35 protein-coding genes and 1 pseudogene are annotated in these 26451 nt (G+C 33.1%); 7 read left to right on the top strand and 29 right to left on the bottom strand.

All coding sequences use genetic code 11. The features are described 5' to 3' along the window. Positions 1-60 precede the first annotated feature (60 nt). Positions 61-810 (top strand): polysaccharide deacetylase family protein, encoded by a 750-nt coding sequence (locus NYE52_RS23305; RefSeq protein WP_081836613.1) that lies wholly within the window; start codon positions 61-63, stop codon positions 808-810. 129 nt (positions 811-939) lie between these two features. On the opposite strand, the gene NYE52_RS23300 is transcribed toward NYE52_RS23305, so the two are convergent. Further along, positions 940-1383 (bottom strand): cell wall hydrolase, encoded by a 444-nt coding sequence (locus NYE52_RS23300; RefSeq protein WP_031537041.1) that lies wholly within the window; start codon positions 1381-1383, stop codon positions 940-942. Positions 1384-1775: 392 nt separating this feature from the next. Here NYE52_RS23300 and NYE52_RS23295 point away from each other — a divergent pair, with 392 nt between their 5' ends. From NYE52_RS23295 to NYE52_RS23285, 3 genes are all read left to right on the top strand, one after another. Continuing rightward, positions 1776-3269: a phospholipase D-like domain-containing protein gene (locus NYE52_RS23295; RefSeq protein ID WP_047945075.1), complete on the top strand. Its 1494-nt coding sequence runs from the start codon at positions 1776-1778 to the stop codon at positions 3267-3269. A 160-nt stretch (positions 3270-3429) separates the two neighbouring features. After that, positions 3430-4008, top strand: coding sequence for a CBO0543 family protein (locus tag NYE52_RS23290; protein ID WP_152116729.1), 579 nt, complete (start codon positions 3430-3432; stop codon positions 4006-4008). Between the two features lie 23 nt (positions 4009-4031). Continuing rightward, positions 4032-4715 carry a DUF421 domain-containing protein gene (locus tag NYE52_RS23285; RefSeq protein ID WP_047945101.1) on the top strand — a complete coding sequence of 228 codons (684 nt, stop codon included), beginning with the start codon at positions 4032-4034 and terminating at the stop codon, positions 4713-4715. A gap of 119 nt (positions 4716-4834) precedes the next feature. Here the strand turns inward: NYE52_RS23285 and NYE52_RS23280 are convergent, their stop codons facing one another. From NYE52_RS23280 to NYE52_RS23180, 21 genes are all read right to left on the bottom strand, one after another. Then, entirely contained in the window at positions 4835-5059 is a 225-nt protein-coding gene (locus NYE52_RS23280; RefSeq protein WP_152116065.1) for a hypothetical protein, read from the bottom strand. 84 nt (positions 5060-5143) lie between these two features. After that, positions 5144-5827 (bottom strand): DNA cytosine methyltransferase, encoded by a 684-nt coding sequence (locus NYE52_RS23275; RefSeq protein ID WP_226793783.1) that lies wholly within the window; start codon positions 5825-5827, stop codon positions 5144-5146. A gap of 90 nt (positions 5828-5917) precedes the next feature. Further along, positions 5918-6085 carry a hypothetical protein gene (locus tag NYE52_RS23270; protein WP_156827845.1) on the bottom strand — a complete coding sequence of 56 codons (168 nt, stop codon included), beginning with the start codon at positions 6083-6085 and terminating at the stop codon, positions 5918-5920. Between the two features lie 125 nt (positions 6086-6210). Beyond that, positions 6211-6465 (bottom strand): hypothetical protein, encoded by a 255-nt coding sequence (locus NYE52_RS23265; protein ID WP_047944114.1) that lies wholly within the window; start codon positions 6463-6465, stop codon positions 6211-6213. A gap of 173 nt (positions 6466-6638) precedes the next feature. Then, positions 6639-6836 carry a hypothetical protein gene (locus NYE52_RS23260; RefSeq protein ID WP_047944115.1) on the bottom strand — a complete coding sequence of 66 codons (198 nt, stop codon included), beginning with the start codon at positions 6834-6836 and terminating at the stop codon, positions 6639-6641. A gap of 32 nt (positions 6837-6868) precedes the next feature. Next, the gene (locus tag NYE52_RS23255; protein WP_016204189.1) at positions 6869-7099 is read right to left on the bottom strand and encodes a DUF3850 domain-containing protein; all 231 of its coding nucleotides are present in this window, start codon (positions 7097-7099) and stop codon (positions 6869-6871) included. Positions 7100-7120: 21 nt separating this feature from the next. Then, positions 7121-7285, bottom strand: coding sequence for a hypothetical protein (locus tag NYE52_RS23250; RefSeq protein ID WP_161798411.1), 165 nt, complete (start codon positions 7283-7285; stop codon positions 7121-7123). A 117-nt stretch (positions 7286-7402) separates the two neighbouring features. Further along, the gene (locus NYE52_RS23245; protein ID WP_016204188.1) at positions 7403-7708 is read right to left on the bottom strand and encodes a hypothetical protein; all 306 of its coding nucleotides are present in this window, start codon (positions 7706-7708) and stop codon (positions 7403-7405) included. A gap of 476 nt (positions 7709-8184) precedes the next feature. Next, positions 8185-8466: a hypothetical protein gene (locus NYE52_RS23240; protein WP_047944116.1), complete on the bottom strand. Its 282-nt coding sequence runs from the start codon at positions 8464-8466 to the stop codon at positions 8185-8187. A 55-nt stretch (positions 8467-8521) separates the two neighbouring features. Further along, positions 8522-8701 (bottom strand): hypothetical protein, encoded by a 180-nt coding sequence (locus NYE52_RS23235; protein WP_047944117.1) that lies wholly within the window; start codon positions 8699-8701, stop codon positions 8522-8524. 457 nt (positions 8702-9158) lie between these two features. Continuing rightward, entirely contained in the window at positions 9159-9566 is a 408-nt protein-coding gene (locus tag NYE52_RS23230) for a hypothetical protein (protein ID WP_047944119.1), read from the bottom strand. Between the two features lie 415 nt (positions 9567-9981). Next, positions 9982-10476, bottom strand: a complete 495-nt coding sequence (locus NYE52_RS23225) for a hypothetical protein (RefSeq protein ID WP_047944120.1) — start codon at positions 10474-10476, stop codon at positions 9982-9984. Positions 10477-10480: 4 nt separating this feature from the next. Then, positions 10481-11827 (bottom strand): hypothetical protein, encoded by a 1347-nt coding sequence (locus tag NYE52_RS23220; protein WP_047944121.1) that lies wholly within the window; start codon positions 11825-11827, stop codon positions 10481-10483. Between the two features lie 112 nt (positions 11828-11939). Beyond that, positions 11940-12251, bottom strand: coding sequence for a hypothetical protein (locus NYE52_RS23215; RefSeq protein WP_047944122.1), 312 nt, complete (start codon positions 12249-12251; stop codon positions 11940-11942). Beyond that, positions 12248-12781, bottom strand: coding sequence for a signal peptidase I (lepB, locus tag NYE52_RS23210; RefSeq protein ID WP_053215780.1), 534 nt, complete (start codon positions 12779-12781; stop codon positions 12248-12250). The genes NYE52_RS23215 and lepB overlap by 4 nt, the downstream gene beginning before the upstream one ends. Before the next feature lie 19 nt (positions 12782-12800). Beyond that, complete coding sequence (locus tag NYE52_RS23205) at positions 12801-13094, bottom strand: hypothetical protein (protein ID WP_047944123.1); 294 nt, start codon at positions 13092-13094, stop codon at positions 12801-12803. Positions 13095-13307: 213 nt separating this feature from the next. Further along, positions 13308-14153: a hypothetical protein gene (locus NYE52_RS23200; protein WP_047944124.1), complete on the bottom strand. Its 846-nt coding sequence runs from the start codon at positions 14151-14153 to the stop codon at positions 13308-13310. 14 nt (positions 14154-14167) lie between these two features. Further along, positions 14168-14575, bottom strand: a complete 408-nt coding sequence (locus NYE52_RS23195; RefSeq protein WP_047944125.1) for a hypothetical protein — start codon at positions 14573-14575, stop codon at positions 14168-14170. A gap of 15 nt (positions 14576-14590) precedes the next feature. Further along, the gene (locus NYE52_RS23190; RefSeq protein ID WP_047944126.1) at positions 14591-14902 is read right to left on the bottom strand and encodes a DUF2325 domain-containing protein; all 312 of its coding nucleotides are present in this window, start codon (positions 14900-14902) and stop codon (positions 14591-14593) included. Between the two features lie 95 nt (positions 14903-14997). Further along, a complete protein-coding gene (locus tag NYE52_RS23185; protein WP_047944127.1) occupies positions 14998-15444 on the bottom strand; it encodes a response regulator transcription factor in 447 nt (148 codons plus the stop codon). A gap of 164 nt (positions 15445-15608) precedes the next feature. Beyond that, positions 15609-16025 (bottom strand): hypothetical protein, encoded by a 417-nt coding sequence (locus tag NYE52_RS23180; protein WP_053215781.1) that lies wholly within the window; start codon positions 16023-16025, stop codon positions 15609-15611. 111 nt (positions 16026-16136) lie between these two features. On the opposite strand from NYE52_RS23180, the gene NYE52_RS23175 reads away from it, so the two are divergent. The 3 genes and pseudogenes from NYE52_RS23175 to NYE52_RS23165 all read left to right on the top strand — a co-directional run bounded on the left by NYE52_RS23175 (position 16137) and on the right by NYE52_RS23165 (position 18861). Next, positions 16137-16667, top strand: a complete 531-nt coding sequence (locus NYE52_RS23175; RefSeq protein WP_035416525.1) for a DUF6431 domain-containing protein — start codon at positions 16137-16139, stop codon at positions 16665-16667. A gap of 134 nt (positions 16668-16801) precedes the next feature. Then, a pseudogene (locus tag NYE52_RS23170) lies at positions 16802-18065 on the top strand (DDE-type integrase/transposase/recombinase). Beyond that, positions 18058-18861 (top strand): ExeA family protein, encoded by an 804-nt coding sequence (locus tag NYE52_RS23165; RefSeq protein WP_047944128.1) that lies wholly within the window; start codon positions 18058-18060, stop codon positions 18859-18861. The pseudogene NYE52_RS23170 and the gene NYE52_RS23165 overlap by 8 nt, the downstream one beginning before the upstream one ends. Before the next feature lie 572 nt (positions 18862-19433). Here the strand turns inward: NYE52_RS23165 and NYE52_RS23160 are convergent. From NYE52_RS23160 to NYE52_RS23130, 7 genes are all read right to left on the bottom strand, one after another. After that, positions 19434-19991, bottom strand: coding sequence for a hypothetical protein (locus NYE52_RS23160; RefSeq protein ID WP_047944130.1), 558 nt, complete (start codon positions 19989-19991; stop codon positions 19434-19436). After that, complete coding sequence (locus NYE52_RS23155) at positions 19984-20664, bottom strand: hypothetical protein (RefSeq protein WP_047944131.1); 681 nt, start codon at positions 20662-20664, stop codon at positions 19984-19986. Before NYE52_RS23155 ends, NYE52_RS23160 begins: the two co-directional genes overlap by 8 nt. After that, entirely contained in the window at positions 20652-21302 is a 651-nt protein-coding gene (locus NYE52_RS23150; protein WP_152116066.1) for a hypothetical protein, read from the bottom strand. Before NYE52_RS23150 ends, NYE52_RS23155 begins: the two co-directional genes overlap by 13 nt. 285 nt (positions 21303-21587) lie before the next feature. Next, entirely contained in the window at positions 21588-22316 is a 729-nt protein-coding gene (locus NYE52_RS23145) for a hypothetical protein (protein WP_047944133.1), read from the bottom strand. A gap of 10 nt (positions 22317-22326) precedes the next feature. Further along, the gene (locus NYE52_RS23140; protein WP_341195284.1) at positions 22327-23040 is read right to left on the bottom strand and encodes a hypothetical protein; all 714 of its coding nucleotides are present in this window, start codon (positions 23038-23040) and stop codon (positions 22327-22329) included. Positions 23041-23155: 115 nt separating this feature from the next. Then, positions 23156-24970 carry a group II intron reverse transcriptase/maturase gene (ltrA, locus tag NYE52_RS23135; protein WP_144545618.1) on the bottom strand — a complete coding sequence of 605 codons (1815 nt, stop codon included), beginning with the start codon at positions 24968-24970 and terminating at the stop codon, positions 23156-23158. A gap of 573 nt (positions 24971-25543) precedes the next feature. Further along, entirely contained in the window at positions 25544-26320 is a 777-nt protein-coding gene (locus tag NYE52_RS23130; RefSeq protein WP_226752565.1) for a hypothetical protein, read from the bottom strand. Between the last annotated feature and the right edge of the window lie 131 nt (positions 26321-26451).

The following is a 26451-nucleotide window of genomic DNA, read 5'->3' as shown; positions in this document are numbered from 1 at the left end:
AATAAGCCTATAAGATTAGTGTTATGATTGTTTTTTTTTAATTACATAAGTCTATTGTTGATGGGTATTTTAAAATTATTAGTTTATATTGCGGAGGAGTTTTATGAGGAAAAAAATTCGCTAATACTAATAGTGTTTTTAAGTACTTTCATTTTAACAATTACGGATCTTATTGGACCATTTAATACTATTGGCTCTGGTACAGCAGCCTTAAAGGAGAAAAATGATGAACTTTACAAAGAAATTAAAGTGTATAGAGAGGAACATAAAATTGAACCGATTGATGCAAAAGTCGATAGAGTGTGGAAGGCAATTCCTGGATACAATGGATTGGATGTAGATATTGAATCTAGTTATAAAAAAATGAAATCAGATGGTAATTTTCACAAAAACAAAGTTGTTTATAAGGAAAAACCTCCAAATGTCCATTTAGAAAATCTAGCACCCATCCCGATTTATAAAGGAAATCCAGAAAAGCCTATGGTGGCGTTATTAATAAATGTTGCTTGGGGTAATGAGTACATTCCAACGATCCTTACCACACTAAAGGAATCCAAGGTGAAGGCGACATTTTTTTTCGATGGTAGCTGGGTTAAAAAGAATCCTGACCTAGCTAAGATGATCTATCGGGAAGGCCATGAAATTGGAAATCATGCTTATAGTCATCTAGATCTTAAGAAGCGATCTAAAAGTGATACCATACAAGAGTTAGAAAAGACGAATGCTCTCATTGAAGAAACCATTGGCATAAAACCGAAGTGGTTCGCACCTCCCAGCGGTTTGACAAACCCTCTGAGGATCTTCCAGTAAGAAGATCCTTTTTTGCTGCTTACTCAATTAATGTACCTTTTTGTTAAGTTAGTATTTTACAATCTTTCTTAGGTAAATACGGTTACTAAAAAGTTTATTTTAGTTTTTATAAATATTCGAATCTTTTCCTCAACGAGGACTATAAACGCTTTCACATGTTCCAGGCGCTGGTTCATAAAAACAATGTTGTTTAAATTGACCAGTAAAAGGTTGGTCATACCATGTTGGAGGACACGGACCATATGGATTAAAGTACCAAAGAGCATATTTCGCTGGGTGATCTCTCCAATATTCCAAATTCTTTCTTGCTAATCTTCTTTCAGATTCTCTTGCTCTTTGATAAAATACATTACCTTTTTGAACAGCTTCAAAAGAGTAATTTCCTCCTTGTACGTGAAAAATGACATCTCTAATTGTTCTTAATTCCTTAAAGTCAGCACAATCTGCTACAACACGGTTAACAATGACATTTCCAACATATAGCATTCCTTGTGGTCCTTCGCCTTCAGCTTCTGCTCTCATCATCCTTGCCATTAAATCGACGTCTGCATTTTGGTAAGCTACTCTTGTCATTTTTCCACCTCCAAAATACAGTATGAAAAAAAGCATACATTCATGCCCTTTTTTACAAATATCAAATGAATACTCTATACAAAACTAGTTAACATAATTAGTAGTAGTGCCTTGCCCCCCTGTTGGAGTCTTTTTAACATCGAATATACTTAGTCAGCCGCAGCAGAATTACGGAATATATTGGGATTAATATAGAAGAAATGTAAAACGGACCTCCATTTTTGTTTTTCGATCCATTTCCAACGTTTAAATTCCTGTGACAAAATAAACTAATTACAAAATTATTTTGGGTGTCTCATAAGAAAAGGTATCTAAACAATTCCTTCGTATTCCAAACGTATACTCGCTACATAGTTTGGACATGTTAAGAGAAACAGAAGGAGGGATTCCAGTTGGAGTGGATTTTTTATCTATACCTGTTAAATATGTTCTTTATCTTATTCATAGCAATTTGGGAAGTACGTAGGCCTGCCAAGGCATTGAATTGGATAATAATCGTCCTTCTTTTGCCAGTCATTGGTTTCTTGCTTTATCTTAGCGTATCAAACCCTAAGTTTATTCATCGAAAAAGATTGAACTCTTCTAAAAATGAATCTAACAAATTACCTGAGACATTCGGTGATTCAGCATCGGTAATTGCCGATGCTTTACGGCATTTCACTGTGAATGGGCTTCGAATGGGCCAAGTCCAAGTGTTTAACAATGGAATAGCAAAATATGAACAACTCATCGAATCCCTACAAAAAGCCCAAAAAACCATTGATCTGGAATATTACATCTATCGGAATGACCAAATAGGTAATCGCATCACAGAACTGCTGATCGAAAAAGCAGTAAACGGAGTGCGGGTTCGTTTTATTAGAGATGGTTGGGGGAGTAAAAAATTTCCGCGTCAAAAAATCCTTCAGATGGTGGAAGCAGGGATAGAATGCCGGACAATATTTCCTTTACGCTTTCCCTGGATTTTATCCAATTGGAATTATCGGGATCATTGTAAGATTGTCACGATCGACGGAAAGAAAGCTTTTACTGGTGGCATGAACGTAGGATATGAATATACAGGATTGAAGCCTGACGTTGGCTTCTGGAGGGATACTCATTTACAAATAACAGGAGAAGCATCAGTCAATTTGCAGACTGTCTTTGACGTTCATTGGAATATTGCTGTGCCGGAACGGATAAAATCGAAAACAAATCTGAAAACAAAATCTGAGGTAACGAAAATCAATCCAATCGGAAGAGTAGATCTTTCCAGATGGTCAGCCGAATTGGGTTCAGAGTTGAGCACCATAGATGGTAAAGAGATGGACATATACCCAAAGACAGGGACATTGCAAAAAGCGTACATCCATACGTTGGAAGGAAACCCTGGAATTCCTACCCCAGTTATTCGTCAAGCTTACTTTATATGTATAACACAGGCGACCAAGACTATTGATATAACAACACCCTACTTTGTACCAGAAACAGATATTATCATGGCATTAAAGACAGCTGTGGCTCGTGGTGTGCACGTAAGATTGCTGGTTCCTCGCCACATTGATCAAAAAAGCGTGGGCTATGCAAGTCGTACCTATTACGGGGAACTTATAGAAGCTGGGGTCCAAATCTACCAGTACAATAAAGGAATGTTACATGCGAAACTGATGATCATTGATGAGGAAATTGCAGAAGTAGGCGCAGCAAACTATGATATGAGAAGTTTTCGCCTGAATTATGAGGTGTGTCAAGTCGTGTACAGTGCTGATGTGGCAAGAGAACTCACAGAGCAGTTCGAGGGGGATCTTACTGATTCTGTACCATTAAGAATTGAAGACTTGTTGCAACGATCCCTGACCGAGCGCATTGTTGAACAGGGTGCTCGCCTCCTTTCTCCATTATTATAAGTTGATGTATCCTGTTTTTATTGTTCTATCTTAAATCTAGATTTAAAAAATTTTTGTTATTTACGATGGAAATTCATTACTAAAAAACGGTAATACTAAAAAGGCAGCTCAAAGAGTTTGAATTCAAAAATATCTGTTACCTTTTAATTTAAATATAGGGATGATATCAATAGATAATATATTTGAAAATCTTAAGGAAATACGTTTATTAGAAGATAAGCTGTATCATTTAGAATTAAATGGTTGGCTAACAAATGAGTTTTTAACTTGGGAATGGTGGATACTAGTTGTTTTTTTAGTTGTGCCTTGGGTTATATGGGCTAAACTTGTTAAACATGACATTATTTTAGAAATTTTGTTATTTGGTACCATAATTATCTTGACAACAACCTTATTAGATGTAGTTGGTGCACAATATAGTTTTTGGGATTACCCCATTGCATTTTTACCTTTTATTCCTCGGGCCTTTCCTTTTGATTTTTCAATGGTGCCTGTAGCTTACATGTTGTTATATCAATATTTTAGAACATGGAAATCTTTTATTTTAGCCCAGATCATTATGGCACTAACATATGCCTATATAGGTGAACCCTTTTGCGAGTGGGTCAAACTTGTTAATTATTTAGAGTGGAGATACAGATATTCATTCATATATTACATCATGGTTGGAATTGTAACTCGAGCTTTAATACTAAAACTAGCCTCTTTATCTAAACCTCAAGATCTTACAACTAAGTAAAATTTAAATTGGAGGAAAAAACTTTGGAAGAAGTCAATATTGGTTTACTGACGATCAAAGTCATCGTTGGTTTTGCCACTTTATTTTTTATCATTATCATAACAGGCAGAACATCCATCTATCAGTTAACCCCGTTTCACTTAGTTTTTGTGTTAGTACTTGGAGATCTTTTAGGAAATACCATTTATGAAGATAAGGTAGGGATTTTTCATTTTTTATATGCCATCGGATTGTGGACGTTTCTTATGTTTGGAATAGAGTTTATGACTCTAAAAAATAAATCGACACGTTCTCTCTTATTAGGCAATCCTAACATCATCATTCGAGATGGTGTTATGGACAGGAAGTTACTTACAAAGAACAAATTGGATGTAAATCAAGTATTGAGTATACTCCGTCAAAATAATGTCTTTTCAGTTCGCGAAGTCAAATACGGTATATTGGAAGCTAATGGGCAAATAAGTTTATTATTAAAATCCAAGTATCAAAAACCAGACAAGCAAGATCTCAATCTTCCAGAAAGTCCAGTAGACCTCCCAACATCGTTAATTATAGATGGGGAAATTTTATGGGATAATTTACATGAACTCGGATTTGATCAACAGTGGTTAGATAACCAATTAACTACCAATGGATATGATAATGTAAAGCGTATACTTTACGCAGATTGGCGAGAGAGTGAAGGCATACATGTAAGTCCTAAATAAAATTTGTTAGGATAAGAGCATTTCTTGGTGAATATAAACTTTAGTCTTCAACAATCAGGCGCTTTAATGAAGTAACTAAAGCCTAATTTTTCACTTATAACACCGAGAAATTAGGCTTTTTATATTTTGATTTCCTTAACGTTGTAAATCCGCATTTTCCTGACGCTACCCCTATTAGAAGGTAATGGTTTACCTGTTAGTAGTTTTTCATAAGATCGCTGCTCCCAGAAAAGAAAGGTGTAACCGATTATAGCAGTTATTGTTAGAATAACAGCGAAAATAATGGATAATTGTCCAAGACTAATATTTCCTTCAGATATCAACTCGATGAGTTTATTAAGCATACTTCTTTCCTTTCTTCCATTTTTGTTTTTAATGATAAGTCTTCTGTAGTGGTAAGCAAAATAGGTATCGATAGTGCTCATTGTCTACAAATGCAACTTGTAAGAGATTGAGGCAATATTTTGCGCTACACAAGTTGGAGCTTTTCCATCTAAATCTGTAATAATTGGCTTATCTCGATATGCACCATTTAATCTTTTTTGAACATAATCAGGAGTATATACTTCTGCTCCAATATCAATAATATCTCTCATTCTCATTGGTTTTGCTTCTGGATAAGATAAATTATGGAAAGGCTTTTTAGTTCCTATAACTATTAATCTTTTACGTTCTTGAGGGAGCCACATATTTGCGTTAACAGGGCATTCTACTCTAACGTAATAATTGGGTAATCTAGTTAAGCACTCCATCACCACTTGAAATTTTCGCATACCAGGAACATTTTCAACTATATACACTTCTGGTTGTGCTAAAGCCACATGTCTAAAAAAATGTAAAAATAAATCATCGCCTGTTCTAGTTCCATGTATATCAGCAATCCGGCTATACTTCGTACAAGGGAAAGTTCCAATATAAACATCTGCATCTTGCTGATCGAGTACAGTTATTTTTGTGATATCGGTTTGGTTTATTCTGTGTTTAAAGTTTTTCCTTAAAGTCTCACAAGCAACTTTATCTATTTCAAAAGATTCCATAATTTCAATACCAGCGTCTAACATTCCTAAGTCCATTCCACCAGCACCACTAAAATAACTTTTTGCTGTTATCATCAAAATTTTGTTCTCCTTCCTACATTACTAAGCTATTTTTCTTATGGTTAATTTTCCATACTATAGCTATATCTATCTAAAACCTTGTAATTATCTCTTTTCAATTATTCTTTGTAGATTTTCACTTTTGTTATTAAGTCTAGTAAAATGAATTGCTATTCTACTTTTTTTCGAACTACTCTTCATAATCTTTATTAAATTATTTACTGCTTTTCCTCTCGCTTCATTAATAATAATGGAATCTTTCATATTCTTCATTTCCCTTTCCACAAAATAGTTATTTAATTTTCAATATCAAGGCATATTATAAGTACTATCTTTACAACACGATTTTCATTATAAAAGTTTTTCAAGTTCGTGTTGTTAAACCCTATTAAATTTAGTTATTCTACTTTTTGATTCATGTATAAACTTCTTAAATATTGTGTAATGACTATAAACCAAAAAGAAATGACTATAATTCCAACAACATTAGCGAGAAAAGGATATTGAATTAATCCTCCGACACCCCAATGGTATGAAAATAATATGACAATTATCCAAGGCAATACTTTTTTTATAATTGGAAAACGTTTATTCTTAATTAAAAATAAATTAATGATGACTAAACTCACTATTAATATATTTATTAAATTCACTTTATTTTCTCTCCTTCATATAACCTTTGTACTATTCAACTAATTGTATTAATATTTTATATCCTTCTATTGTTAGAAAGGTACTCACTTTAAAATTCACATCTTTTTGATTCGCTTCTCCAATCTTAAAATTTTTTTGTCATAATGGTTATCTAATGAACAGTTGTTTCGTACTATGCTATACGTTTTAATATGTTATTTGCTGATTTTTTTATTACTTCTATTATTTCTTTATCAGTTAGTTCGCTAAAAGCTTCTGCAACCTCGTTAGGAATACTCTCATAAACCCCTTCTAATTCAACTATAGCTGATAAAAAATCCATTCCATTGTTTAGAAACCAGTCGCATACAATTTTCTGATTCTTATTCATTGCAAAACCCCTTTCCTACCGTACAATAGTTATCAAACAATAGCCATTACTATATAATTTTCTTGCTGTGCATAATTAGTAATATAAGTAATTTCTCTTTTAACTACTTCCCCTGTATACTCTTGTGCTAAAGGGTTATATTCTTGTAAATAAAGAGTATCTCCAACTTTAAAATCTCTGTCATTTTTTCTGATTTCAAAACTTTTATTTCCATTTCGTACTTCTTCAAAATATTGCGGTTGTATTTTTAAAAAGTGTTCCATTTCCTCACTCCTTCGCAATAGTTACCAAGCGTTTATGCTGTACGTTCCATAGGTTTTACCTAATTTCTCAACGTGGTCACAATATCTATCTAACTTTTCTAATGAAATAAATCTCTTCTTTTTAACTGGCTTATCATTATGAAAAATAACTATGGTGTAAGGTTTGTTTAATTTTTCTTTCTTCACGATTAACTCTCCTTTAATGAATAATAGTTATCTACTTTGAAATCATTTTTTCCTTATATAATCTTTTGCTGTATGATTTGCAATTATAATATAAGATAAACACGTTTTTTGTTTGATTCAATTTTTGTTACTTCTACGATACTTATTCTTCTCTTCAAACTTTTTCAAGGCAACAAAAACTAATATATTCGTTAAAATCAGAAGTAACATTGAGAAAAATCCTATTAGCAACTTATCTTGTGAACTTGCATTGTATGTATATGCTACAAGCTGAATTACCATAAGGACAAAGAATAATAAGAAATTCAGAATAACCCCATCTTTAATTACTATTGATTTTTCTTTGCAGTAACTACATGTCTTATCAGCAATATTCTTCTCATTTAAACATTTCGGACATACTCTTAAATCTTTTTGCGACACTGAGAAAATCCCCTTCTTTCTACCCCATATAAATTATCTATTTTCTATTCCGTTTCTCTTCATATATGAATTAGCCATACCATTTAGAAAACATCAATAACATATATTCAATTCATATTCTTTGCTATTAGTTAAAGCAAGAAAATCAGATTCACACCTAAACATTCAAGACTTACTGTCTTAACCACTTCATTTTCCATTAACAACTCACTCCTTCACAATAGTTTCGAACTATTCATCAACTCTTTTTAGAAATTCAATAAAATCTTTTGAATTTCCAGACCCCATTTCAATTGTGTCAATCCAGCTATCGTGAACAGTATCATTTTCAAGACCTTGTTCATCAAGCTAACCCCTTACTATTTTTTCATGTTCTCTCGCTGTGTGAAACGCTTTTGCAGACTTTCTAATACTATCCTTTATTTCTTTTGGAACTTTCATATATAAACCCCTTTCTACAGCAGAATAGTTTCGAACTACGCATAAATATATTCAGGATTTTTGTTACTTTTATTCTCCACTTCACCGATTCTGATAACTGAAATATTTCCTTCCTTCCATTGGGGAACATTAGCAAAATAGAAGAGTTTGTTTTCTTTTTCGAATAACTCTGTTTTTATTCTTTCATAGTATTTATGCCCCCATTCTGGATAGTCGTATTTGAATATACCCTTATACTTGTATCCTGCTTGTTCCATCGCTTCTAATATTGTTGCTTTTGGTTCATCTAAAGTTATATCGATCAAAATTTCTTTCATTTTTCCCACTCCTTTTTAACGCACTTTAATTTTATATGGTTTGGAAGTACTTTAACTAGAATTCACTTATGAATTCTGCATTTTTAAACTCTGTATTTCTCCTTAAACATTCTTCTTCTATCATGTCTAAATCGTCCATGTCTTGAGGTAACTGACCTCCAAAACTTTCTTCCCATACTTCTTTACTAAGCCAAACTTCTCTTTCTAGTGTTACTTTTATTGCCACTCTTTTCATACTTACTACCTCCCTTTAATGAATAATAGTTATCTATTCAAATTTAATTCTTTATAACCCTCAAACTTTAGTTATCTACTAATTTTCTATGTCCTGTTTTAAGTTGAATTTATCATCACTATCTTTATTTGTATTTTTATTATCAAGAAATTTAATGCGAAGACTATCAAAAATATCCCTAACAACTAATACAAAAACCATTAAAATTGAAAATATTATCAAGAAAATTAATATTGGGGCAAATATTTTGGCATATAATAAAAATCTTTCAAAAAATTGTATCATATTCATAAGTTTACCTACCTATATAATTTTTTTTGCGAAGTGATTACTATTCGGATTTTTAAACATATGTGAAACCCTCTCCTTTAGTCTGTAATCGTTTTAGTCTCATTCTCTAATGGGAGCTGTCAATTTGCCACAATTAAAATCTTTTCTACCGCAAATAGGTTATCTACTACTTCACTCTCTTTAACTCCAGCCTTCCAGTCTCAGCATTAAAATCAACAACTTTAAATTTTTCAGTGAAACTAAATGGAGCATTAATAACATCCGTTTCAATTATTTGATTTTTTTTTAAAGGGTAATATAGCTGTGTAGTATCATCCCCCCGACTACTTACATTCATTACTCCAATTGAAATCGAATCATTAATAAAACCAGAGAAGTAAACGGAATTATCTACTATATAATCACCTATCTTATAAATTCTTTCCTCATTAACAACAATATCTTCATCTTTTTTAGGTAAAACATTAAATGTGCTTTCTAAAGATCTTGTAATAAATGAACTAAAAATATATATGATAGTTATAACTAAAAAACCGAACACAATTAAATTTCTTTTCTTATTTTTCATACTCACTAATGACCCTCTCTTTTATATTTTCATTTCAATTCCGCATTAAAGGTCTTTATTTTTCAACTTCAATTTTTAAATGGTCTTCCTAAAAGTATGCCAATAAAACCTGCTAACACAAAAATTAACACAATTATTCATTGATAAACCTCTTTTATTCCCTATTACTAATCTATCATTTCTATCAATGATTTAATCCAACCAAGTATCTTCAGAATTGCCCCCAATACATCAATATAAAACAACATACCTGATCTCCTTCTCTATTTATTTGATCTTGTTAATCAATTGCACCTTTTTTATATTTTGTTCCATAGCTAAATGATGTTTCTCTAATAAATCTTTCATCTTTTCATCTTGATAGATTTTTACTTTTTGACTAGCCTGCATTTCAATTCCATTAGCATATTCAGAAATTTCCTTAATAAAACCTATAACTCTCTCTATCTCTTTTTTTTAAATCCTGCTCAGAAAGTTTTTTAGAGAGGTCTTCCAATGACGAAATCGAATAAATAATTTCTTCATTAAAATGAATCACAAAATATTCTTCTTTAATTTTTGATAAAGGAATCAAAATTTCATTTCTGAATAAGTAATAATTGCTATTGTCCAGCTTGAAAGCAAATCTCTTTTTATTTACTTCGTAGTAACGGTTACTTACCCTAAGATTTTCTTTTCTCATGGACCAAATCAGATTCCATTTCGGATTCAGAGGGTCATATTCATTAATAGGAAAAGAAAACTCAATAACTTTCCCTATGCTCTTCCCATAAGGAATATCAATTTCATTTATAAAACTTACCTTTTTATGATTTTTTAATTGGTCCAAATATTTACGAGAATAATGAATCTTAAATAATAATGAACCAATAAGAAATACCAACAGTATTTTTTCTATCCATAATATTATTTGCATGTTATTACCTTCTCCCTTTTATAATGGCCATTTTAAGCTTCTTCCTATCTTTTAAACCATTGCTTAACATTATCGCTATTGAAATACATAAAGCACCTATAAAGACGATATGTAGCAGAATCTTTAAATCATCTAGTGATAAAAAGGGAGATTCGTTTTTGCTACTTGCCTTTTTCTCGTCATCAAAGTTAAGCTTCCACATTCCTCCCTCATATAAAGCTTTAATTTCAACCTCAGTTGTTTTCTCTATATAATCGTCAAAAAATCCAGGATATAGATGAGTTAGATTAACGGTGAAAGAATACATTTGATCATTTTCTTTTTTCTCTTTAAGTATGTCTATTGATGATAACGGGTTTTCGTTTTCACTAAATGCTTCAATCATTTCAGTTTTAATTTCTTCATCTGTCTTCCCCTTTGTAAAGCTTTGATTTTTAGAGACTAAAGTGCTTGCAGCCCCATAGTTTGCATTTATTACTTCTTTATAATATTTAGTAACTACTTCCCTTGGGGTTAAATCATGTTTATCGATCACTTGGTTAACAGCATCATCTACTAGTTCAAAAGTTAAATACCATTGATTTTCAAACTTAATAGCAACGATTCTTTCTTGATAGGTATATTTTTTGGAGTCAGTTAACGAAGCAGTAAACAAAATACTTCTTCCATCGATTTCCTTAGCATCTTCTATGCTAAAAGTAGCAACAGAATTAACTTTGCTAGTATAAAATTGGGATATTTGTTTTATTACTTGTTGAATATCAGAGGTATTTCTCTTTTCTTCAGGCACTAATTGACTTTCAATTTCCGGTTTAGATAGTAACAGCTCTTTAATTGCTGTTCCATAATTCCCTTGTCTTATTAATTCATAATAACTATTTACCTTTTTGCTCGCCTCTTCCTTTTCTTCTTCAGTAATCGGTTCAGTATCCTCAACAGCTTTTACATCTTTCAATTCTTCAACTTTAACTGGTTCGCCTGTTTCAGCAGAAACGTATATCGGATCTCCTTCATTGGTCACAGAATCTAAAATCAAATACACACCAGCAGCGGTTAATAATGTTTTGCTAAAATTATTCCCCTTATAATAAGCTTGTCCTTTATATTTATTTTTTCCTTTAGTTGCATTTGCTGCAGCATTTTTACTTTTAATATTACTAGGACTAGTTTTTGCATTGGTTTTTGTATTATTTTTTGATTTCACTGAGCTAACCTTACCGCTATTAATAGAAGAACTTTTCACACTAGAACCTCCGGTTTTCCCTAAAGATACCTTTGCAGAGGCTGTACTATATGCTGTGAAAAATAATAAAATAATACTGAGGGTCATTATTGCTATTTTTTGGTTCATTACATTTTCCTCCTTAATCAAAAGATGAAGAACTATCACTTGAAGAGTCATTACTATAATCACTAGATGAATAATCATAAGAATTATTGTTTGTATAATCAGAACTACTTGATTACTCGTTTGAATTTTCAATCATTTCCCTTAGTACATTTCCATTTTCAAAATAAAAATTATTATTGAAAAACTCATTAGAGTTTTTGTTAGTTTCATAACTGCTTTTATTAGAGTAACCTTTCAATTGCCCATTTTTCATTCCACTTCGTTCTCTTATTTCAGTACCATTCCTTACGTTTATAAATTGTTGGATTTTTCTATGTTCCAAACTGTCTCTTCGTTGTTCTTTTTTCAACTCCGTTATATTTCTTTTCAAGTAGTCAATAACAAACATTAACGATATAACACATATTAGAAGAAAAATAATCATTTAAAACTATCCTTTCCGATTGAAATAGACACTTTGTTTAAAGGCCAATAACGCATTCCAATGCAGCCTTCTACACTTTCAATAGGAATTGTTCCTATTTCTCTACTATCCGTACTAAATTGTCTATTATCCCCTAATACAAATAAATGATCAGCTGGTACTTTCCCCACTAAAGCATAATCTTCCGTATAAATATCTTTGTTTTTAGGTATAAACACCTCATCAATAGCTTCATTATTTATAAACAATTGATTGTTCTTGTATTGGACCGTTTCACCTGGCAACCCAATTACTCGCTTTACTATTTTCTCTCCTGATGGAAGACGGGCAATTATGATTGAAAATCTATCCGGTGTATTAAATTTATTTATTAGAACTAAATCACCATTCTGTAGTGTAGGCTTCATAGATTCTCCATCTACCTTTAAAGGAACAAAAATAAATGATCTTACGATGAACAATACTATAAAAAAAATAAGAATTTTCCTTACATATGTTTTCATTTTTGTTCTCTCTTCTTGACTCATCATCTTATATCTATACTCCTATCTATTTTCGAAAACAGCCTATATCAAATAACCTTCCACTTTTTGTTACACCTGTTTCTAAAGTTAATATCCAATCATAGACATCATCTAGATTAAATCCATTTATCTTCAATTCTTTTGGGAATTCTATTTCTTCCTCAAAAATTTTATATAGCTTTTCTTTGGCCGTTTCAATTGGTCCAAATCCATATATATATTGATGTTTTACCTTCTTCCCCTCTCTATAAGATTTACGAATATACAAATACACCTTTCCTTTAGAGGTTTTCTTAGTTAAGTAACCCACCCTTTTCATGTACAACCTCACCTTTTTGTTTCTCCTACAAGTTGAAATTTTCTATATGTAGGGGAAACCCGTTTCAAAAAAATATTCCATTATAGATATAAATAGCTTTATCCAACCTATCAAACAAATCCATAACGGAATGGAGAAACATCCCCCTAAAAATACCCCTTTTATTAGGTTGCCTTCTAAGGTTTCTATTACTTCTTGTCTGATCAAATTAATTCATCCTTTTTTAATGATTTCTATATATTCGTCCGATTTAATTAGTAGATTGGTAAAACTCTTATCGTTAAATGTATTTTTATGTAGGTGTCCCCAACAAAGAATGTACTTTCCGATTAATTCTTCATCCGTATAAGTGAAATATTTAAAGTATTTTTCAAAGATAACGATTGAAAAAGGGATATTATTAATTTTTTTAAAGTTCAAGTAAATAACTTTTTCTCTTCTATTTATTGCTTCTATCTCTCCATGAACTAAATAAGGAAGGTTAAGTACAGCCATATCAGACCATAACTTCTCATGAGCTACCTCTTGGGACAAAATCAAATTGGAAATAGGGATTTTGTGGCCTTTCACTTGAATTAAAATACTACTAAGAATATCTGGTTCATAAGTGGAAAACAATTTAACAATAGATTTCAGTGAGCTTATGCTGTTAGGAGGAGCGGTTTCGTTTTTTATTTTAATAGTTTCCTTATTCTTTTTTTCTTCATCTTTGTCTTCTCTTTGGATTCTTCTAGGTTCATAATCAGGGTCTAATTTATTAAAACTTAATTTAATCACTGTTTCACTTAACCCTTGATCTATAAAATCACTTTGATAGTCATTAATTTTCGAAAGGCTCTCTTCAAACGATAGAGGTCTGTAAAATCCACAGGAAGAAGTATGCTTAGATTCATTTTTACCTGTAGTTTTAAAATATGGTGTTGTTCTTTCGTTACCTTTTACATGAACCAATGGTGCCTTGCAGCTTTTATCGATACAATAAATTTGTTGACTGTGTAGATCATCATTATATTCATTAATAGAGATAATCCTTCCATCACGAAACATAGCTGATATCATTTTATGTCTTCCTTTCATAACATAAATTTAGCTTTAACATATGTGCTCCAATTAACTTGGCGGCATTTCCATTTATACTTCTTCTCTTGCTTTCTCAAATAAGATATAGTTGCTTTTCTAACATTTTTTGCAAACTCTAATGCCTCTTCCATCTCAGAAAAGGAGAATGTCGTTCCGCTCAAAATATAGTCCTCTAAACAGTCCTGATCCTTTGTTAGCAAACTATCAGAGAAAATGATTTTTGCTCCTTTATTTCTACTAAACAAATGAAAATGTTTCTTTTTAATTTCTAAATGTATGGTTACCTTTTGGTAAGCTAATTCTAATAAATACTTTTCAAATTTTTCATCTGAAAAAGAAATTTTATAAAATACGCAAATCTTACCTTTTACACCTTTAATGTCCGTAGTAATGAAGAACATTATCTTAGCTCCTTTTTATGCAGACAATCCTTCAAAATAAGCAAGTGATGATTGAATTGCTCCAGTTACTCCGCGTCCTTGATGATAAACAATTGTTTTGTTTTGCTCTTTGCAAATCTCCTTAACCATAATCATAGATTTACGATTTATTGCCCCTTTTAACACAACTACACAATCCGCCTTATTGATTAACGTTTGGTATTCTTTTTTATTTCCTGACTTTTTCGATTCTCCAGGATGATGTAGCACTTTAAGCTCAAATCTGTCGCCCATTTTTTTGAACGTTTTATCTTGATTTCCACCAACAACCAACAATGTATTTGCCATTATGATCACTCCAATTACTTAATTTAAAATAATCATAACACAAAATACCACAAATACAACTTTTTTTAAATAAAACAAAACTTTCATTACATCATTCACAACCGAATCTCTTCTTTTGTTTTTAAGACATTAACAAATCGGTTATATTTTGATAAGATATATGCACCTATATCAGGGTGAACATAGATTGTTCCATGTAACAATACGTTTTCTATCGCTTCAGTCATTTCTTTAGTAGGCATTCGTTTGGATAAAAAACCGTTAAACATATTTAATTCAAAAGGAAACCCATTATCATTTTCCTTAATCAAAATGAACTTAGTACCATACTCGTACAAAGTCTTTATCTTATCCATAGCTTTTACTTCTTTTAAAGCCTCTTGTGTGAGAATTATAAGTTTTGGCTCACCACGTAAAGTATCTTGTAGACTATCTTTTGTCGAGACTATATAATCTTTACCGAATTTCACCTCCAATAGATCTTTAAAGCCTTTGCGAAAAGTAATATTCTCATTTTCAACAATAAAAATACATTCCTTCATAGCTGGTCCTCCCTAAGAAATCAAAAAAACCCTATCTTAAGTAAGACACCATAAAAGTGTCTAACTCAGATAGGGTTTTTCCCTTTAGATATTCAATTAATTGATATTATTATATCCTTTGAATCGCTAGATATCAACGTTTACTTCAAACTTTGATGGCTTTGTTAGTTTAGAATATGTCCATTGAGTAAGGTTACATATCGCCCTATACCATTTTCATCAATATACCAAGCTATTCGTGATGCTAAACCTATTGATGCATTATGATTATGAAGTGGTACTGCCGACTTATAGACTTTTTCTCCAGGATTAGGACTAACTAATACAATTGGCTTCTTATAATCATTAACTATCCAACAACCGTATTCTTGACAAGGAGAAACATACCAATTGGCATCCGTTCTTCCAGCTGGAAAATCCGGTTTAAAAGGATAGCACGATTTTTCTAAGGTTTCAATTTGTCCTTGTATCTCAGGATAAGAGATTTCCTCTTCTTCTAATCCATCCAATTCTTTTTGATTTATTTTTATATCCAGTTCCAAACTACTTATGGGTAAATATCTACTACTGTAAACTGTCACTTTATATCCTCTCAAATACCGTTGGAATTTTCAAATTCCTTCAGAATTGTTTATATACTTCTCTGGAATAATGTGCTAAATTTTTTGCATATTAGAAGGGGGAGTTTTTTTATGATCAAATTTCATGATTTTGGTATTAGCCTAGTGGAGTATGGGGAAAGAGGAAAAAAGAATGAATTTCCATTGTTTGATCAATGCCCAAACTGCAAATGTCATTCCCATGGGAATCTTCATCGTAACGGCTATTACTGGCGTTATGGAATAACTGATGAGACAACCGTACGGATCCCAATTTGTCGCCTAAGATGTTTACAATGTGAAGTGAATATCTCTATTCTTCCGGACTTTCTCATCCCGTATTTTCAACATACTATTCATACAGTTTTAGAACGAGTGAAGAAAATTCTTCAAAGGAAAAAAGCAAAAGGCAGCCGCCAATTAGTCAGGTTTTATCTAAATCGTTTCTTAACATGTATAAATTGGATTCATAGCTTCTTTATCAGCTTGGGGAAGATAAGTGGCATGTCGGAGGATATAAATAGCGAAGCCACAAAATATATGAAAATGATCCTTGATTTTGGCGAATCACCCTTCTTACGAAGGTCACGGGGTCACTTATCAAAATACTTTATGGCAAATTAATTCTATCATATTTAGGCGACTTTAAAAATATTCTTTGTCCCACATACCTTTTTCATAGTCAGAAAATATCGAAAAAAGTAGAATAATAACCATGGATGACCGGTCGTCCTTCTATGAAAAAGGAGGAAGATTCCATGAATGAAAAAGAGCGTGAACAAGTGGCCCTATTTCGGTATGGCCTAATAGCCCCCCTATTGAATGGGCAAGTTGATTCGAAGGAATATTTAAATGGAATGGAGGGAAAGGTTCATTCTGTCCCCCATTATGGAGAAAGGAAAATTGCAGAGAAAACAATGAAAGAGTGGCTTCTTCATTATCGAAGAAATGGATTTGAAGCATTAAAGCCCAAGAAGCGCTTGGATCGAGGGAATTCTCGAAGACTATCCCCTGATGACCAAGATCTTGTCCTTGAAATACGAAAAAAATCTCCCCATATGCCGGTTAGTGTTTTCTACGAACAACTAATCGAGCGTGGAGAGATACAAAAAAACCAAATATCTTACTCTACTATAATTCGATTATTAAAAAAACACAACCTTGTAGGAAAACAAATGGTGGCGATACCAGAAAGAAAACGGTTCGCTCACGAAAAGGTGAATGTGTTGTGGCAGGCTGATTTATCCCATGGACCTTATGTACCCGTTAATGGAAAAAAGACAAAGACATTTTTAATTGCCTATATTGATGACTGTTCTCGTCTTGTGCCGTATGCACAGTTCTTCTCGTCAGAGAAGTTTGATGGATTAAGAGTAGTCACGAAAGAGGCTTTAATTCGCAGAGGGAAACCTACCATCATTTATGCGGACAACGGTAAGATCTATCGATCTGAAACGCTTCAATATGCTTGTGCCCAACTCGGAATTACTTTAGCTCACACGCAGCCGTATGATCCCCGTGCAAAAGGGAAGGTAGAAAGGTTGTTTAAAACGATTCAAACACGGTTTTATCCGTTATTACAAGCCGATCCAGCTCATTCACTAGAAGAGTTAAATGAACGATTCTGGAGCTGGTTAGAGAAAGATTATCACCGAAGAGTTCATGCCTCTTTAGAGAGGTAAAACGCCCCATGAAGTGTTTCAATCTCAACTAAAGGATATAACATTTTTGGAGGATTTGTCTATTCTTGAGACCATCTTCTTGAAACGAGAACACCGGAAAGTAAAGGCTGATGGGACGATTACGTTAAATAAAGAGCTCTACGAAGTACCTTCCCGTTTTATCGGTCATTCTATCGATGTGAGACTAGACGAAAATGGTGTCTATATCTTTGAGGATGATAAGAAAGTCGCTGAAGCAATTCCTGTATCCATGAAGGATAATGCGCATGTAAAACGGGCTCGCTCGCCATTTTCATTATCTCAAACAGCTGAAGTGAAAGGGGAACAAGACCATGTATAAATCCTTTTACTCTTTAGCTCAAGCACCATTTTCGAAAGATATACGCCCTTCGGATGCGTTTCCTTCCACTGATTATCAAGGGGCTTTAAACGCATTAAATTATTTACAGAAATCGAAGGGAATGGGTCTTCTTATTGGGGATCCTGGCGCAGGAAAAACGTTTACCTTACGGTCTTTTAAGGAGTCATTAAACCCTTCTTTATATCACGTAGTCTATTTTCCCCTTTCAACTGGTGGTGTAATGGATTTTTACCGTGGGTTAGTATATGGCTTAGGGGAGGAACCGAAGTTCCGTAAAGTCGATCTCTTTAGGCAAATTCAACAAGGCATTGAGCGAATGGCAGGGGAACGTAAGATCACACCTGTTTTCATTTTAGATGAAATGCATATGGCAAAAGATGCTTTTTTGCAGGATATAGCACTATTATTTAACTTTCATATGGACTCAACCAATCCATTTATCCTAGTTTTAGCTGGCTTACCACATTTAAAGACTCGATTAGCATTAAATCATCATCGTCCACTATCACAGAGAATGATTATGAAATATGAGATTCAGCCATTATCCAGAGAGGAAGTTTCCCATTATATTCATCATCATATGAAGTTAGCAGGAGCGAAGATGACCATCTTTACAGAAACCGCGGTAGAAGCTATCGCATCACGGTCTCAAGGTTGGCCACGGGTTATTAATACATTAACGATTAACAGTTTATTATTTGGCTCTCAACTAAAGAAAGAACTGATTGATGAGGAAATTGTCAGGTTAGCTATAGAGGATAATGGCTTATCATGAGGCGTGGAATATTAGTATTTGACCACCATCTTCAAGAATGGAGAGTATGGTTAGGACATCAGCCCCACTGGATAGACCAGGGTTATGCATTTGAGATACGGGTCCAAAACAGGTATCTCCATGCATACTTGGAGAAAGATTTTGATTGGTTCGTAACTCTGGAACACGAAGTAAGGTTTGTACTCCACACTTACGAGGTGTACAAAATTCGAATAAAAAAACAGGATTATATGCCAGTTGATGCCCCTTTTTAGGGGTTTTCTTTTCCTGAATTTAAGACGGAATAATTTGAACAAGATTTTGCACATTCCGAAATAAAGTGAAAAAAATAGCACATTATTTCAGATTTCCTCCCGGATTAATGTGGAAAAGAGTATCTGAAATATTGTGCTCGTTTACACTACTACATTTTGAAACAACGAACGGATTATCTACATCTACCTTATTCTTAATTGAACAGGATTCTGTTAAAACATCATAAAGATCACAAGAATTCCGGCATGTATAAGATATTTCTTTCGCATTTTTTGTATTATCTACTACTAAAGACAACAAGATATCACCTTCTTTATTTATGCTGCACCAAATGCATATGGGATTATAAAGCTAATAATCAATAGAAACCCCGCAGATGCCCATAGTCTCTTACTCCATCTACCAAATTCAGGGTGTTTCAAAAGTTTATAGAATAGAAACATAACTAATCCAACTAATGTCATTCCCACTACTGTATAAAAACCAGATAACTGTAATAAGTTTATTACATCAGTTGCAAACAGTGTAACATTTGTTGTGTTTATTGTAAATAATACAATTAAAAAAATACGAATTATAAAGAAAGAAATTGGAGCCCAAATTAGTACACCGGTAGCCCCTTTCATAACTTGCCCAGTTTTTGTAACAATTGAATACCCTAGCCTAACAACTCCAACCAGGAACATTATCGTAAAAAGAGATGAGAATAAACTAGAAACTATCGGTGCAGAATCATTTATGGAATTTCCCCAATTTGTAATCATATCATCCATAGATGGAGCATCACTAAAGGGATTTGCCATTGCTTTTGTAGGAATCAATAAAATTGTGATTATTATTAATGACATAATCGTTTTGACTTGGCTTCTAATCATTAAAGATCCCTCTTCGTTGATGAACTTTAAAAGTGAATTTGGACTCAAAAGTAGTGGATTGCATTCTACCATCAACAGCATAAACCTTATGTGAATAACTGAAATTATTGGCATTCTGATCCATGATATTTTCTACTGTAGCTAACCACTGAGAAATAATTTGTTTATTCACAGGTTTTGTTTTTGCCTCTTTTAAAAGAGGCGTAATTTTATTACCAGGAATTTTTAAACTTACATGGATGAGATTTGTCATGTATTTAAAACCACTTACATCAAAAAATTGGATGAAATTCCGATATTTTTCTAACACCTTAAATTGCTCATATAATGTACTCATTATTTTTGCCTTTTCTAGGCTTCCAGATAGTGGGATACTGATTGTTAAATCAATATTATGATGGTTCATTTCTCCTGAAGGTAAGACTTCTAAATGTCCTTGAAATGGACAATTTAAATCATCGCATAATGGTGAAAGCCAGCTATAATTAGCAAATATAAGATTTTCTTTTACATTTTCATAATAGTCATCTTCTTGCTTTATTTTCTCTGTACCAATTGGCCCTATTAAAACAAACTTATCTCTCGTTTTAAATTCTAATCTCGATAAGTTTAATTGTTTTTCCTTAATTGTTACCATAATCTCATTTATACTTTTTTCTCCTATACGAACCATTTCCATTTCTCCTTTTCATTTTTAAATTGTATTGGTTTTATCATTCCATTTTGGACTTTAATTTTTGTATAGAACGGTGTTTCTGGAAGATTGTCTATAAAATTATCAAAACTTGCTATCCATTGTCCTAAAACATCCGTTTTATTTTCATTTATTAAATAGGATTTTTCCTTAGGGTTAAGGTAAATTCGAATTTGATTTAACTGTTTTCTTTCTCCTTGAACCTCTATCGAATTAATTATGGGAAAAAGAGGGATGAGCTTTTTCAATTTGCTATATAATTGGGATAAAGTTGATAATTTATCAACTGCTTCTACAGGGATAATAATCTCTATATATTGCTCTTCCCGTATAAATTCACCTCTATCATTAATTTCTAAATTTACTGTAAAATCATGAACTTTAAGAGTGCTTAAAGGCAATAAGCATCTCTCGTACATACTAATTACTTCTTGAGATAGCACCTCTAAGTAATTTTTCTTGAGTGACATATTAAATGTATCTCCATATAAACAACCAATATAGAATTTATTATCTTTTATCCTATAATCTAAATTTAGTTTTTGAATATAACGATTGTCATCCTCAATCACAGACAATATAGATTCTAAACCAGCTGTGTTGATTTCAGATCTCATTCCACTGCCCCCTTTAGATGGCTTTTTATAATTTCTTTCATTTTTTTTATCATTGATGTACATTAGTATAGTATTAATATATATAGTAAAACTGTCGAAGCTTGTCGATTACAGGGATATTTTTACTAATTTTCATGAAAAATTCACCAAAAACTAGTTAAATAGACCTTGACTGGTGGATTTGTACCCGAGAGGATTCCCCCTTCACTAAATGAACAAATCCTAATTTGTTCATTTAGTGAAGGAGGTGAACTAAATTCACTTCCTCCGAATAGCAAATAACCCTTAAATTGCAGCTGCCTCATATTCGATTTTTTCATCCGGGATAATATAATCTGATGAAACAGCATGTTCTAAAATTTCTATCTTTAAAACTCTTATATTTTTTCCTTCTCTTTCAATTTCTAAAGACAAGGAATCCTTTCTATTTATTCGATACACACTTTCGCCAATATTTATCCACGCTCTTTTACCATCTGAAACATGAATATATTCCTCTTCCATACCTAGAACAGATACAAGCCAACGCTGCTTCCCTTGTAAATTATCAGCTATTTTTGTAGTGGGTATATCATCCACTTGATCCTCTATTTCTGAATTTACTTGTTTATTTCTACATTCTCGAGAAGTTGTGGTATTTAAATCTGTAAGGTTAAGTTCCTCTTCAAGAGGTCCACTTTGCTCGTCACATAGTTCCTCAAAATTAATTTCTTTAGTCAAATTCGATAAGTATTCTATTGTTCTATCATCTAATTCTGAAACAGTCGGAGTAATATGATAAATATTAGTTGGGCGCATAACTTCTTCCCAATCATCTTCCTGTATATTTAGATTTTGAGTTTCTTCTAAATAAATAATTTCATCTTTCGATTTAGATTCTGTCTCTGTTGGAATTAATCCATTCTCTAAATAATACTGTTTCATCTTTAAATCCATACAGACTGCATGGAAAAAATATTCTATTAGAAAATACATATATACAAACCAATCTAAATTTATCGTAATAGTATGCATTTTTATCCTCCTAAAATAATTCGAATGCCAGCTGACCACTGACTACTCTACGTTTATTTTTCTTTTCTGGTTTTTCCTCCACTAAATCAAACAAGGAAATTTGTGAACTATCATTATTTGTTTTAGACTCCCTCTCACTTCGAGTTAAATAGTCTACTATTTCACCATCAAGAGCTGAATCACTTCCAAAAGCAGCATATAAATCTACTTCCAATATCATTTCGTTAAAATGAAAACCAGGAATTTTACCTTTCTCTATATTGCTAGCGATAGTTTTAGATTTTCTTATAAGAACATTTCTTGAACTGTCAGTTTTAATGTACTTATTAGCCCATTCTTCGAAATATTCTTTGTTTGATTTTAATGAGAAATTCTTTGGTTTTCCAATATTAGAAAGAATTTCTCTAGCTCTATCAGACGCTTCTGCAACCCATTCTTCCGTACTTCCTTGAAGCACATTTCCTTTCTTTATCGACTGTATTAACATGGATTGTAAATCGCCAGTATCCCCTAACATAGCATTCAATCCATCACTTGAAACATCACCGTTAATAGCACCAGCAGCTTTATTCTTCATGGCTATCAATGTTGCCATTTGTTCTTGGTACATATTTTTATACGCTAAATAATACAGTCTACACTCCTCAGTTTGTTTTATTCTCCACGCTCTTCGTGCAGCTTGATTAATTGTAAATAAAGACCAACTAAATTGATAAAATATCAATGTTGGAGTACATAATAGTCGGGTAGGTCGGAGATGTTACCACCTCTTTCCCCCCTAAGAACCGTACTTGTACCTTTCAGCACATACGGCTCAAGCCATCTATCATCCTCTCAACTTAATAACGGAACTTCTTGAATGCTCTTTTCATAAGATTAATAGCCTTTTTACTATTCACGTCTTTGATACCATTGCTTTCTAGGTAGTTTACGACTTTTGGTAATTTCTTACCTTCGCCATAATTCTCTAACAATACATGGTGTGTTTTATGACATGATTTGTGTAGTAGTTCGAGGTTATCATAACTATCAACTCCGCCAATTACTACAGGCACTATATGATTGCTTTCAATTGGTTCTATTCCTTGTAAGGATTCACCACAAATTCTGCATTTGTATCTGCTCTTTTTCGCAAGTTTCCTTTTAGCATTAGTATTTTCCCTATTGAATATTTTCTCGTCACGTTTATCAAAGTAAGCTTTAAGCGATGCGTCAAATGGACTATTATATTGTTTGATCTTTACGTGTCTTTCAATCTTAGTCCAACTCATGCGAATAAGCTGTTTCGTATTATCTTTTGGACACGTTAGGAGCCACTTGTCTTTGCTTACGCCTGTATTGTCTGGTTTAAAGTACATTTTCATCAGTTTTCTAAATGAAGTTCTATGATGTCTGTGTTTAAGGTAAATTACGACTTTTTCATTAACATAAGTATCAATGTCTCTGAAAATTACTTTGGCTACTGTTGGTGACCAATAGTTTGCAATCCCTTGTAATACACGATTCAGTTTTTCAATTAGATATGCTGTTTCTCTGCCTTTTCCCCAGTCGAATACTTCCTTGATTTTCTGTTTAGCATTTTTGACACTTTCAAGTGATGGTTTAATGAATAATTTATTTCCATCCTTAGTTGGGTATTGTTTGAAGTTAAATCCGAGGAAATCGAATCCTTCACTAATATGAACAACTCTTGTTTTCTCCTTTGCTAACTTCAATCCACGTTTGTCTAGATATGGTTGTAATTTTTCGTACATCCCAACGGCTTGTTCTTTCGTAGGGCAGACGATAACGAAATCATCTGCATATCTAACAACGCCAACTGACGAGGTATACAATGTATCTCCCTGTCTTTTAGAGTGGATATATCTTACTCCAATTTCTTCTTCCATCCCATGTAATGCTATGTTCGCTAACAGTGGTGAGATGATTCCGCCTTGTGGTGTTCCCTTGTCTGTTTTATGGAATGTAGCATTGTCAACGTATCCACTTTCCAACCATTCTCTAACGATTTTGTTATTTGGGAAGTTTTTAATTCTTTCCATAATAAGGTCGTGGTTTAAGTTGTCAAAGCAGCCTTCAAAATCACCTTCGAAAATCCACCCCTTAGCGCTTCCTCTGCTTAATTTCACGAATAAATCGCTCATAGCGTCATGTGCGCCACGTTTAGGTCTGAATCCATACGATGTCATTTCAAATTTTGCTTCCCACTGTGGTTCTAGAGCAGTTTTAAATACGTTTTGGTACACTCTATCAACAATTACAGGAATGCCTAACGGACGTTTCTTTCCATTCTTTTTAGGGATATATGTTCTTCTAGCCGGTTTAACCTTAATATTTCTTATACTGTACATTTTAAGTTTGTTGTATAATTCAACTCGCTCTTGCGGAGTGTTAGAAATATATCCGTCTATACCAGCTGTCTTTTTGCCTCTATTTTCTTGCGTTACGCGCTTAATACTTAACAGTAAATTCGCTTTACTTCTAAGTAGAAGTCTTTGTAATTTCCTTACTTTTCTCGTTTGTTTAAGTTGTTCGGCACGATAGATTCGTTGTTGAAGTTTCCTTACATAGCGATTAACTTTCATCCAATTAATTGAGTGCCAGTTATCCACCAGTGGGGAAACAGCCGACGCAACGTACTCGTTGGTTTTCATAACATATCTCCCTCTCTTTAAGGATTATTCTTTTCGCTTTCTATTCGTGTTGATGACCACGTGGAAGTCTGCAATCTTTCGATTTGGGTATTGCCCTATTCGACGGCTTATACAAATGAGTTTTCACCTTAACTTTCGTTATGTCGACATTCGCTTTCTCCACGTTCCTTTACCCTCTACATATTGTGGTTTCCTTACGGTCACCCTACCTTAGATGAGAGGAATGTATAGGGCTTACCAAGTTTCACTAATAATAGATACGTTAGGTTAGGCATCCTTCTTTACTCCGGTGGATCTATGGGTCATTTCGCAGTTCCTCGACCGTAGAACTTTTCCTATCCACATCTACAAGCTTGTTCAATCACAGTACGCTTGTTGTCGGTAACGAAGACTACAAAGGTTCAGCTTACGCTTATACCTTCCTAACTTTCCCTAGCTCTTTTGGAATTCTGTGTAAATTCCTCCATTAAGCATTTAACCCTCATGCAACCCAACAATTCGATTACTCGAAAAGCAGTTTCGGGCGGGAACGTCCTCAATGACTAAGACGGTTTCTTATGGAAACACTATTATTTAGCAACTTCTTGTCGCACGGTCTAATCCTACTTTCACTAATTCTTGAGATACAATACAAACATCATAATTTTCTTTTTTTATCTTTTTTTCTAACCATTCACTTCGTCTATTTGTACTTGTTGAAGAAGTATCCAGGATACAGACCTTAGCACCAATCATTTCTAAAATATGCTTTAATCGTGGTCTAACATCCCTACCTTCAACGCTTGACCCGGTATCTCGAACATAAACAATAGATTTTCTTCCTTCAGATATCTCGCCCTTAATTATTTCCTGTAACTTCTTCTCTTTACTAAGAATTCTTTCTTGTTCAAATGGTTCTGGCTTCCAAATAAGTTCACCTTTCATATAAAATGCCGGATAAGTAAATGGATTATCTGGGTATGAAATTCCAGTCTGAGTTAACGGCATATATAATTTAAACCCATCTTCTAACTCCTCAATGGATCTTTCAAAAGTGTTGACCATTCTCAGATAATTTTGTTGAAGATCTTCATCTGGTTTCACTAGTATAGTTGGCACATTCACGAATTCAACTGGATCTGGCCAAACATCAACTAATCTAACAAGTACTGTATTTTGCACAAGAAATTTTGAAAAAACAAACGGTGAAATACCTGGTAGTATTTTCTCGTTTCTTTTTGTCCCACCTCTTGATTGCTTGTTTGTATATTCAGCATTGGAATCTTGATTATAAGTGGTAGTTTCAATTACCCCATATTCTTCGTTCCATTTTCTAACTTCAGAATATTTATAACCATTTTCCACCATCAAAGAAGGAAACAGCCTCCATAAGGTATAATAAATATCTTCCGCAACGAGATAAGAAGGCGGTGCCTTGCCATATTACTATGGTAGGTTTCCACCAACTCTCCCCCAGAACCGTACTTGCAAGTCTCCAAGCA

This window comes from Niallia sp. FSL W8-0635, assembly GCF_038007965.1.
In the GTDB taxonomy this organism is placed as follows: Bacteria; Bacillota; Bacilli; order Bacillales; family Cytobacillaceae; genus Niallia.
The sequence above is the reverse complement of the archived record's forward strand: the minus strand, read 5'-3'. Positions and strand labels throughout refer to the sequence as shown.

Coding starts and splice junctions, on each gene's coding strand:
- NYE52_RS23305 (WP_081836613.1), top strand. CDS start 61: ATGGGTATTTTAAAATTATTAGTTTATATTGCGGAGGAGTTTTATGAG.
- NYE52_RS23300 (WP_031537041.1), bottom strand. CDS start 1,383: ATGACAAGAGTAGCTTACCAAAATGCAGACGTCGATTTAATGGCAAGG.
- NYE52_RS23290 (WP_152116729.1), top strand. CDS start 3,430: ATGATATCAATAGATAATATATTTGAAAATCTTAAGGAAATACGTTTA.
- NYE52_RS23280 (WP_152116065.1), bottom strand. CDS start 5,059: ATGCTTAATAAACTCATCGAGTTGATATCTGAAGGAAATATTAGTCTT.
- NYE52_RS23275 (WP_226793783.1), bottom strand. CDS start 5,827: ATGATAACAGCAAAAAGTTATTTTAGTGGTGCTGGTGGAATGGACTTA.
- NYE52_RS23270 (WP_156827845.1), bottom strand. CDS start 6,085: ATGAAGAATATGAAAGATTCCATTATTATTAATGAAGCGAGAGGAAAA.
- NYE52_RS23260 (WP_047944115.1), bottom strand. CDS start 6,836: ATGAATAAGAATCAGAAAATTGTATGCGACTGGTTTCTAAACAATGGA.
- NYE52_RS23255 (WP_016204189.1), bottom strand. CDS start 7,099: ATGGAACACTTTTTAAAAATACAACCGCAATATTTTGAAGAAGTACGA.
- NYE52_RS23240 (WP_047944116.1), bottom strand. CDS start 8,466: ATGAAAGAAATTTTGATCGATATAACTTTAGATGAACCAAAAGCAACA.
- NYE52_RS23235 (WP_047944117.1), bottom strand. CDS start 8,701: ATGAAAAGAGTGGCAATAAAAGTAACACTAGAAAGAGAAGTTTGGCTT.
- NYE52_RS23225 (WP_047944120.1), bottom strand. CDS start 10,476: ATGCAAATAATATTATGGATAGAAAAAATACTGTTGGTATTTCTTATT.
- NYE52_RS23220 (WP_047944121.1), bottom strand. CDS start 11,827: ATGAACCAAAAAATAGCAATAATGACCCTCAGTATTATTTTATTATTT.
- NYE52_RS23215 (WP_047944122.1), bottom strand. CDS start 12,251: ATGATTATTTTTCTTCTAATATGTGTTATATCGTTAATGTTTGTTATT.
- lepB (WP_053215780.1), bottom strand. CDS start 12,781: ATGATGAGTCAAGAAGAGAGAACAAAAATGAAAACATATGTAAGGAAA.
- NYE52_RS23205 (WP_047944123.1), bottom strand. CDS start 13,094: ATGAAAAGGGTGGGTTACTTAACTAAGAAAACCTCTAAAGGAAAGGTG.
- NYE52_RS23200 (WP_047944124.1), bottom strand. CDS start 14,153: ATGATATCAGCTATGTTTCGTGATGGAAGGATTATCTCTATTAATGAA.
- NYE52_RS23195 (WP_047944125.1), bottom strand. CDS start 14,575: ATGTTCTTCATTACTACGGACATTAAAGGTGTAAAAGGTAAGATTTGC.
- NYE52_RS23190 (WP_047944126.1), bottom strand. CDS start 14,902: ATGGCAAATACATTGTTGGTTGTTGGTGGAAATCAAGATAAAACGTTC.
- NYE52_RS23185 (WP_047944127.1), bottom strand. CDS start 15,444: ATGAAGGAATGTATTTTTATTGTTGAAAATGAGAATATTACTTTTCGC.
- NYE52_RS23175 (WP_035416525.1), top strand. CDS start 16,137: ATGATCAAATTTCATGATTTTGGTATTAGCCTAGTGGAGTATGGGGAA.
- NYE52_RS23165 (WP_047944128.1), top strand. CDS start 18,058: ATGTATAAATCCTTTTACTCTTTAGCTCAAGCACCATTTTCGAAAGAT.
- NYE52_RS23160 (WP_047944130.1), bottom strand. CDS start 19,991: ATGATTAGAAGCCAAGTCAAAACGATTATGTCATTAATAATAATCACA.
- NYE52_RS23155 (WP_047944131.1), bottom strand. CDS start 20,664: ATGGTTCGTATAGGAGAAAAAAGTATAAATGAGATTATGGTAACAATT.
- NYE52_RS23150 (WP_152116066.1), bottom strand. CDS start 21,302: ATGAGATCTGAAATCAACACAGCTGGTTTAGAATCTATATTGTCTGTG.
- NYE52_RS23145 (WP_047944133.1), bottom strand. CDS start 22,316: ATGCATACTATTACGATAAATTTAGATTGGTTTGTATATATGTATTTT.
- ltrA (WP_144545618.1), bottom strand. CDS start 24,970: ATGAAAACCAACGAGTACGTTGCGTCGGCTGTTTCCCCACTGGTGGAT.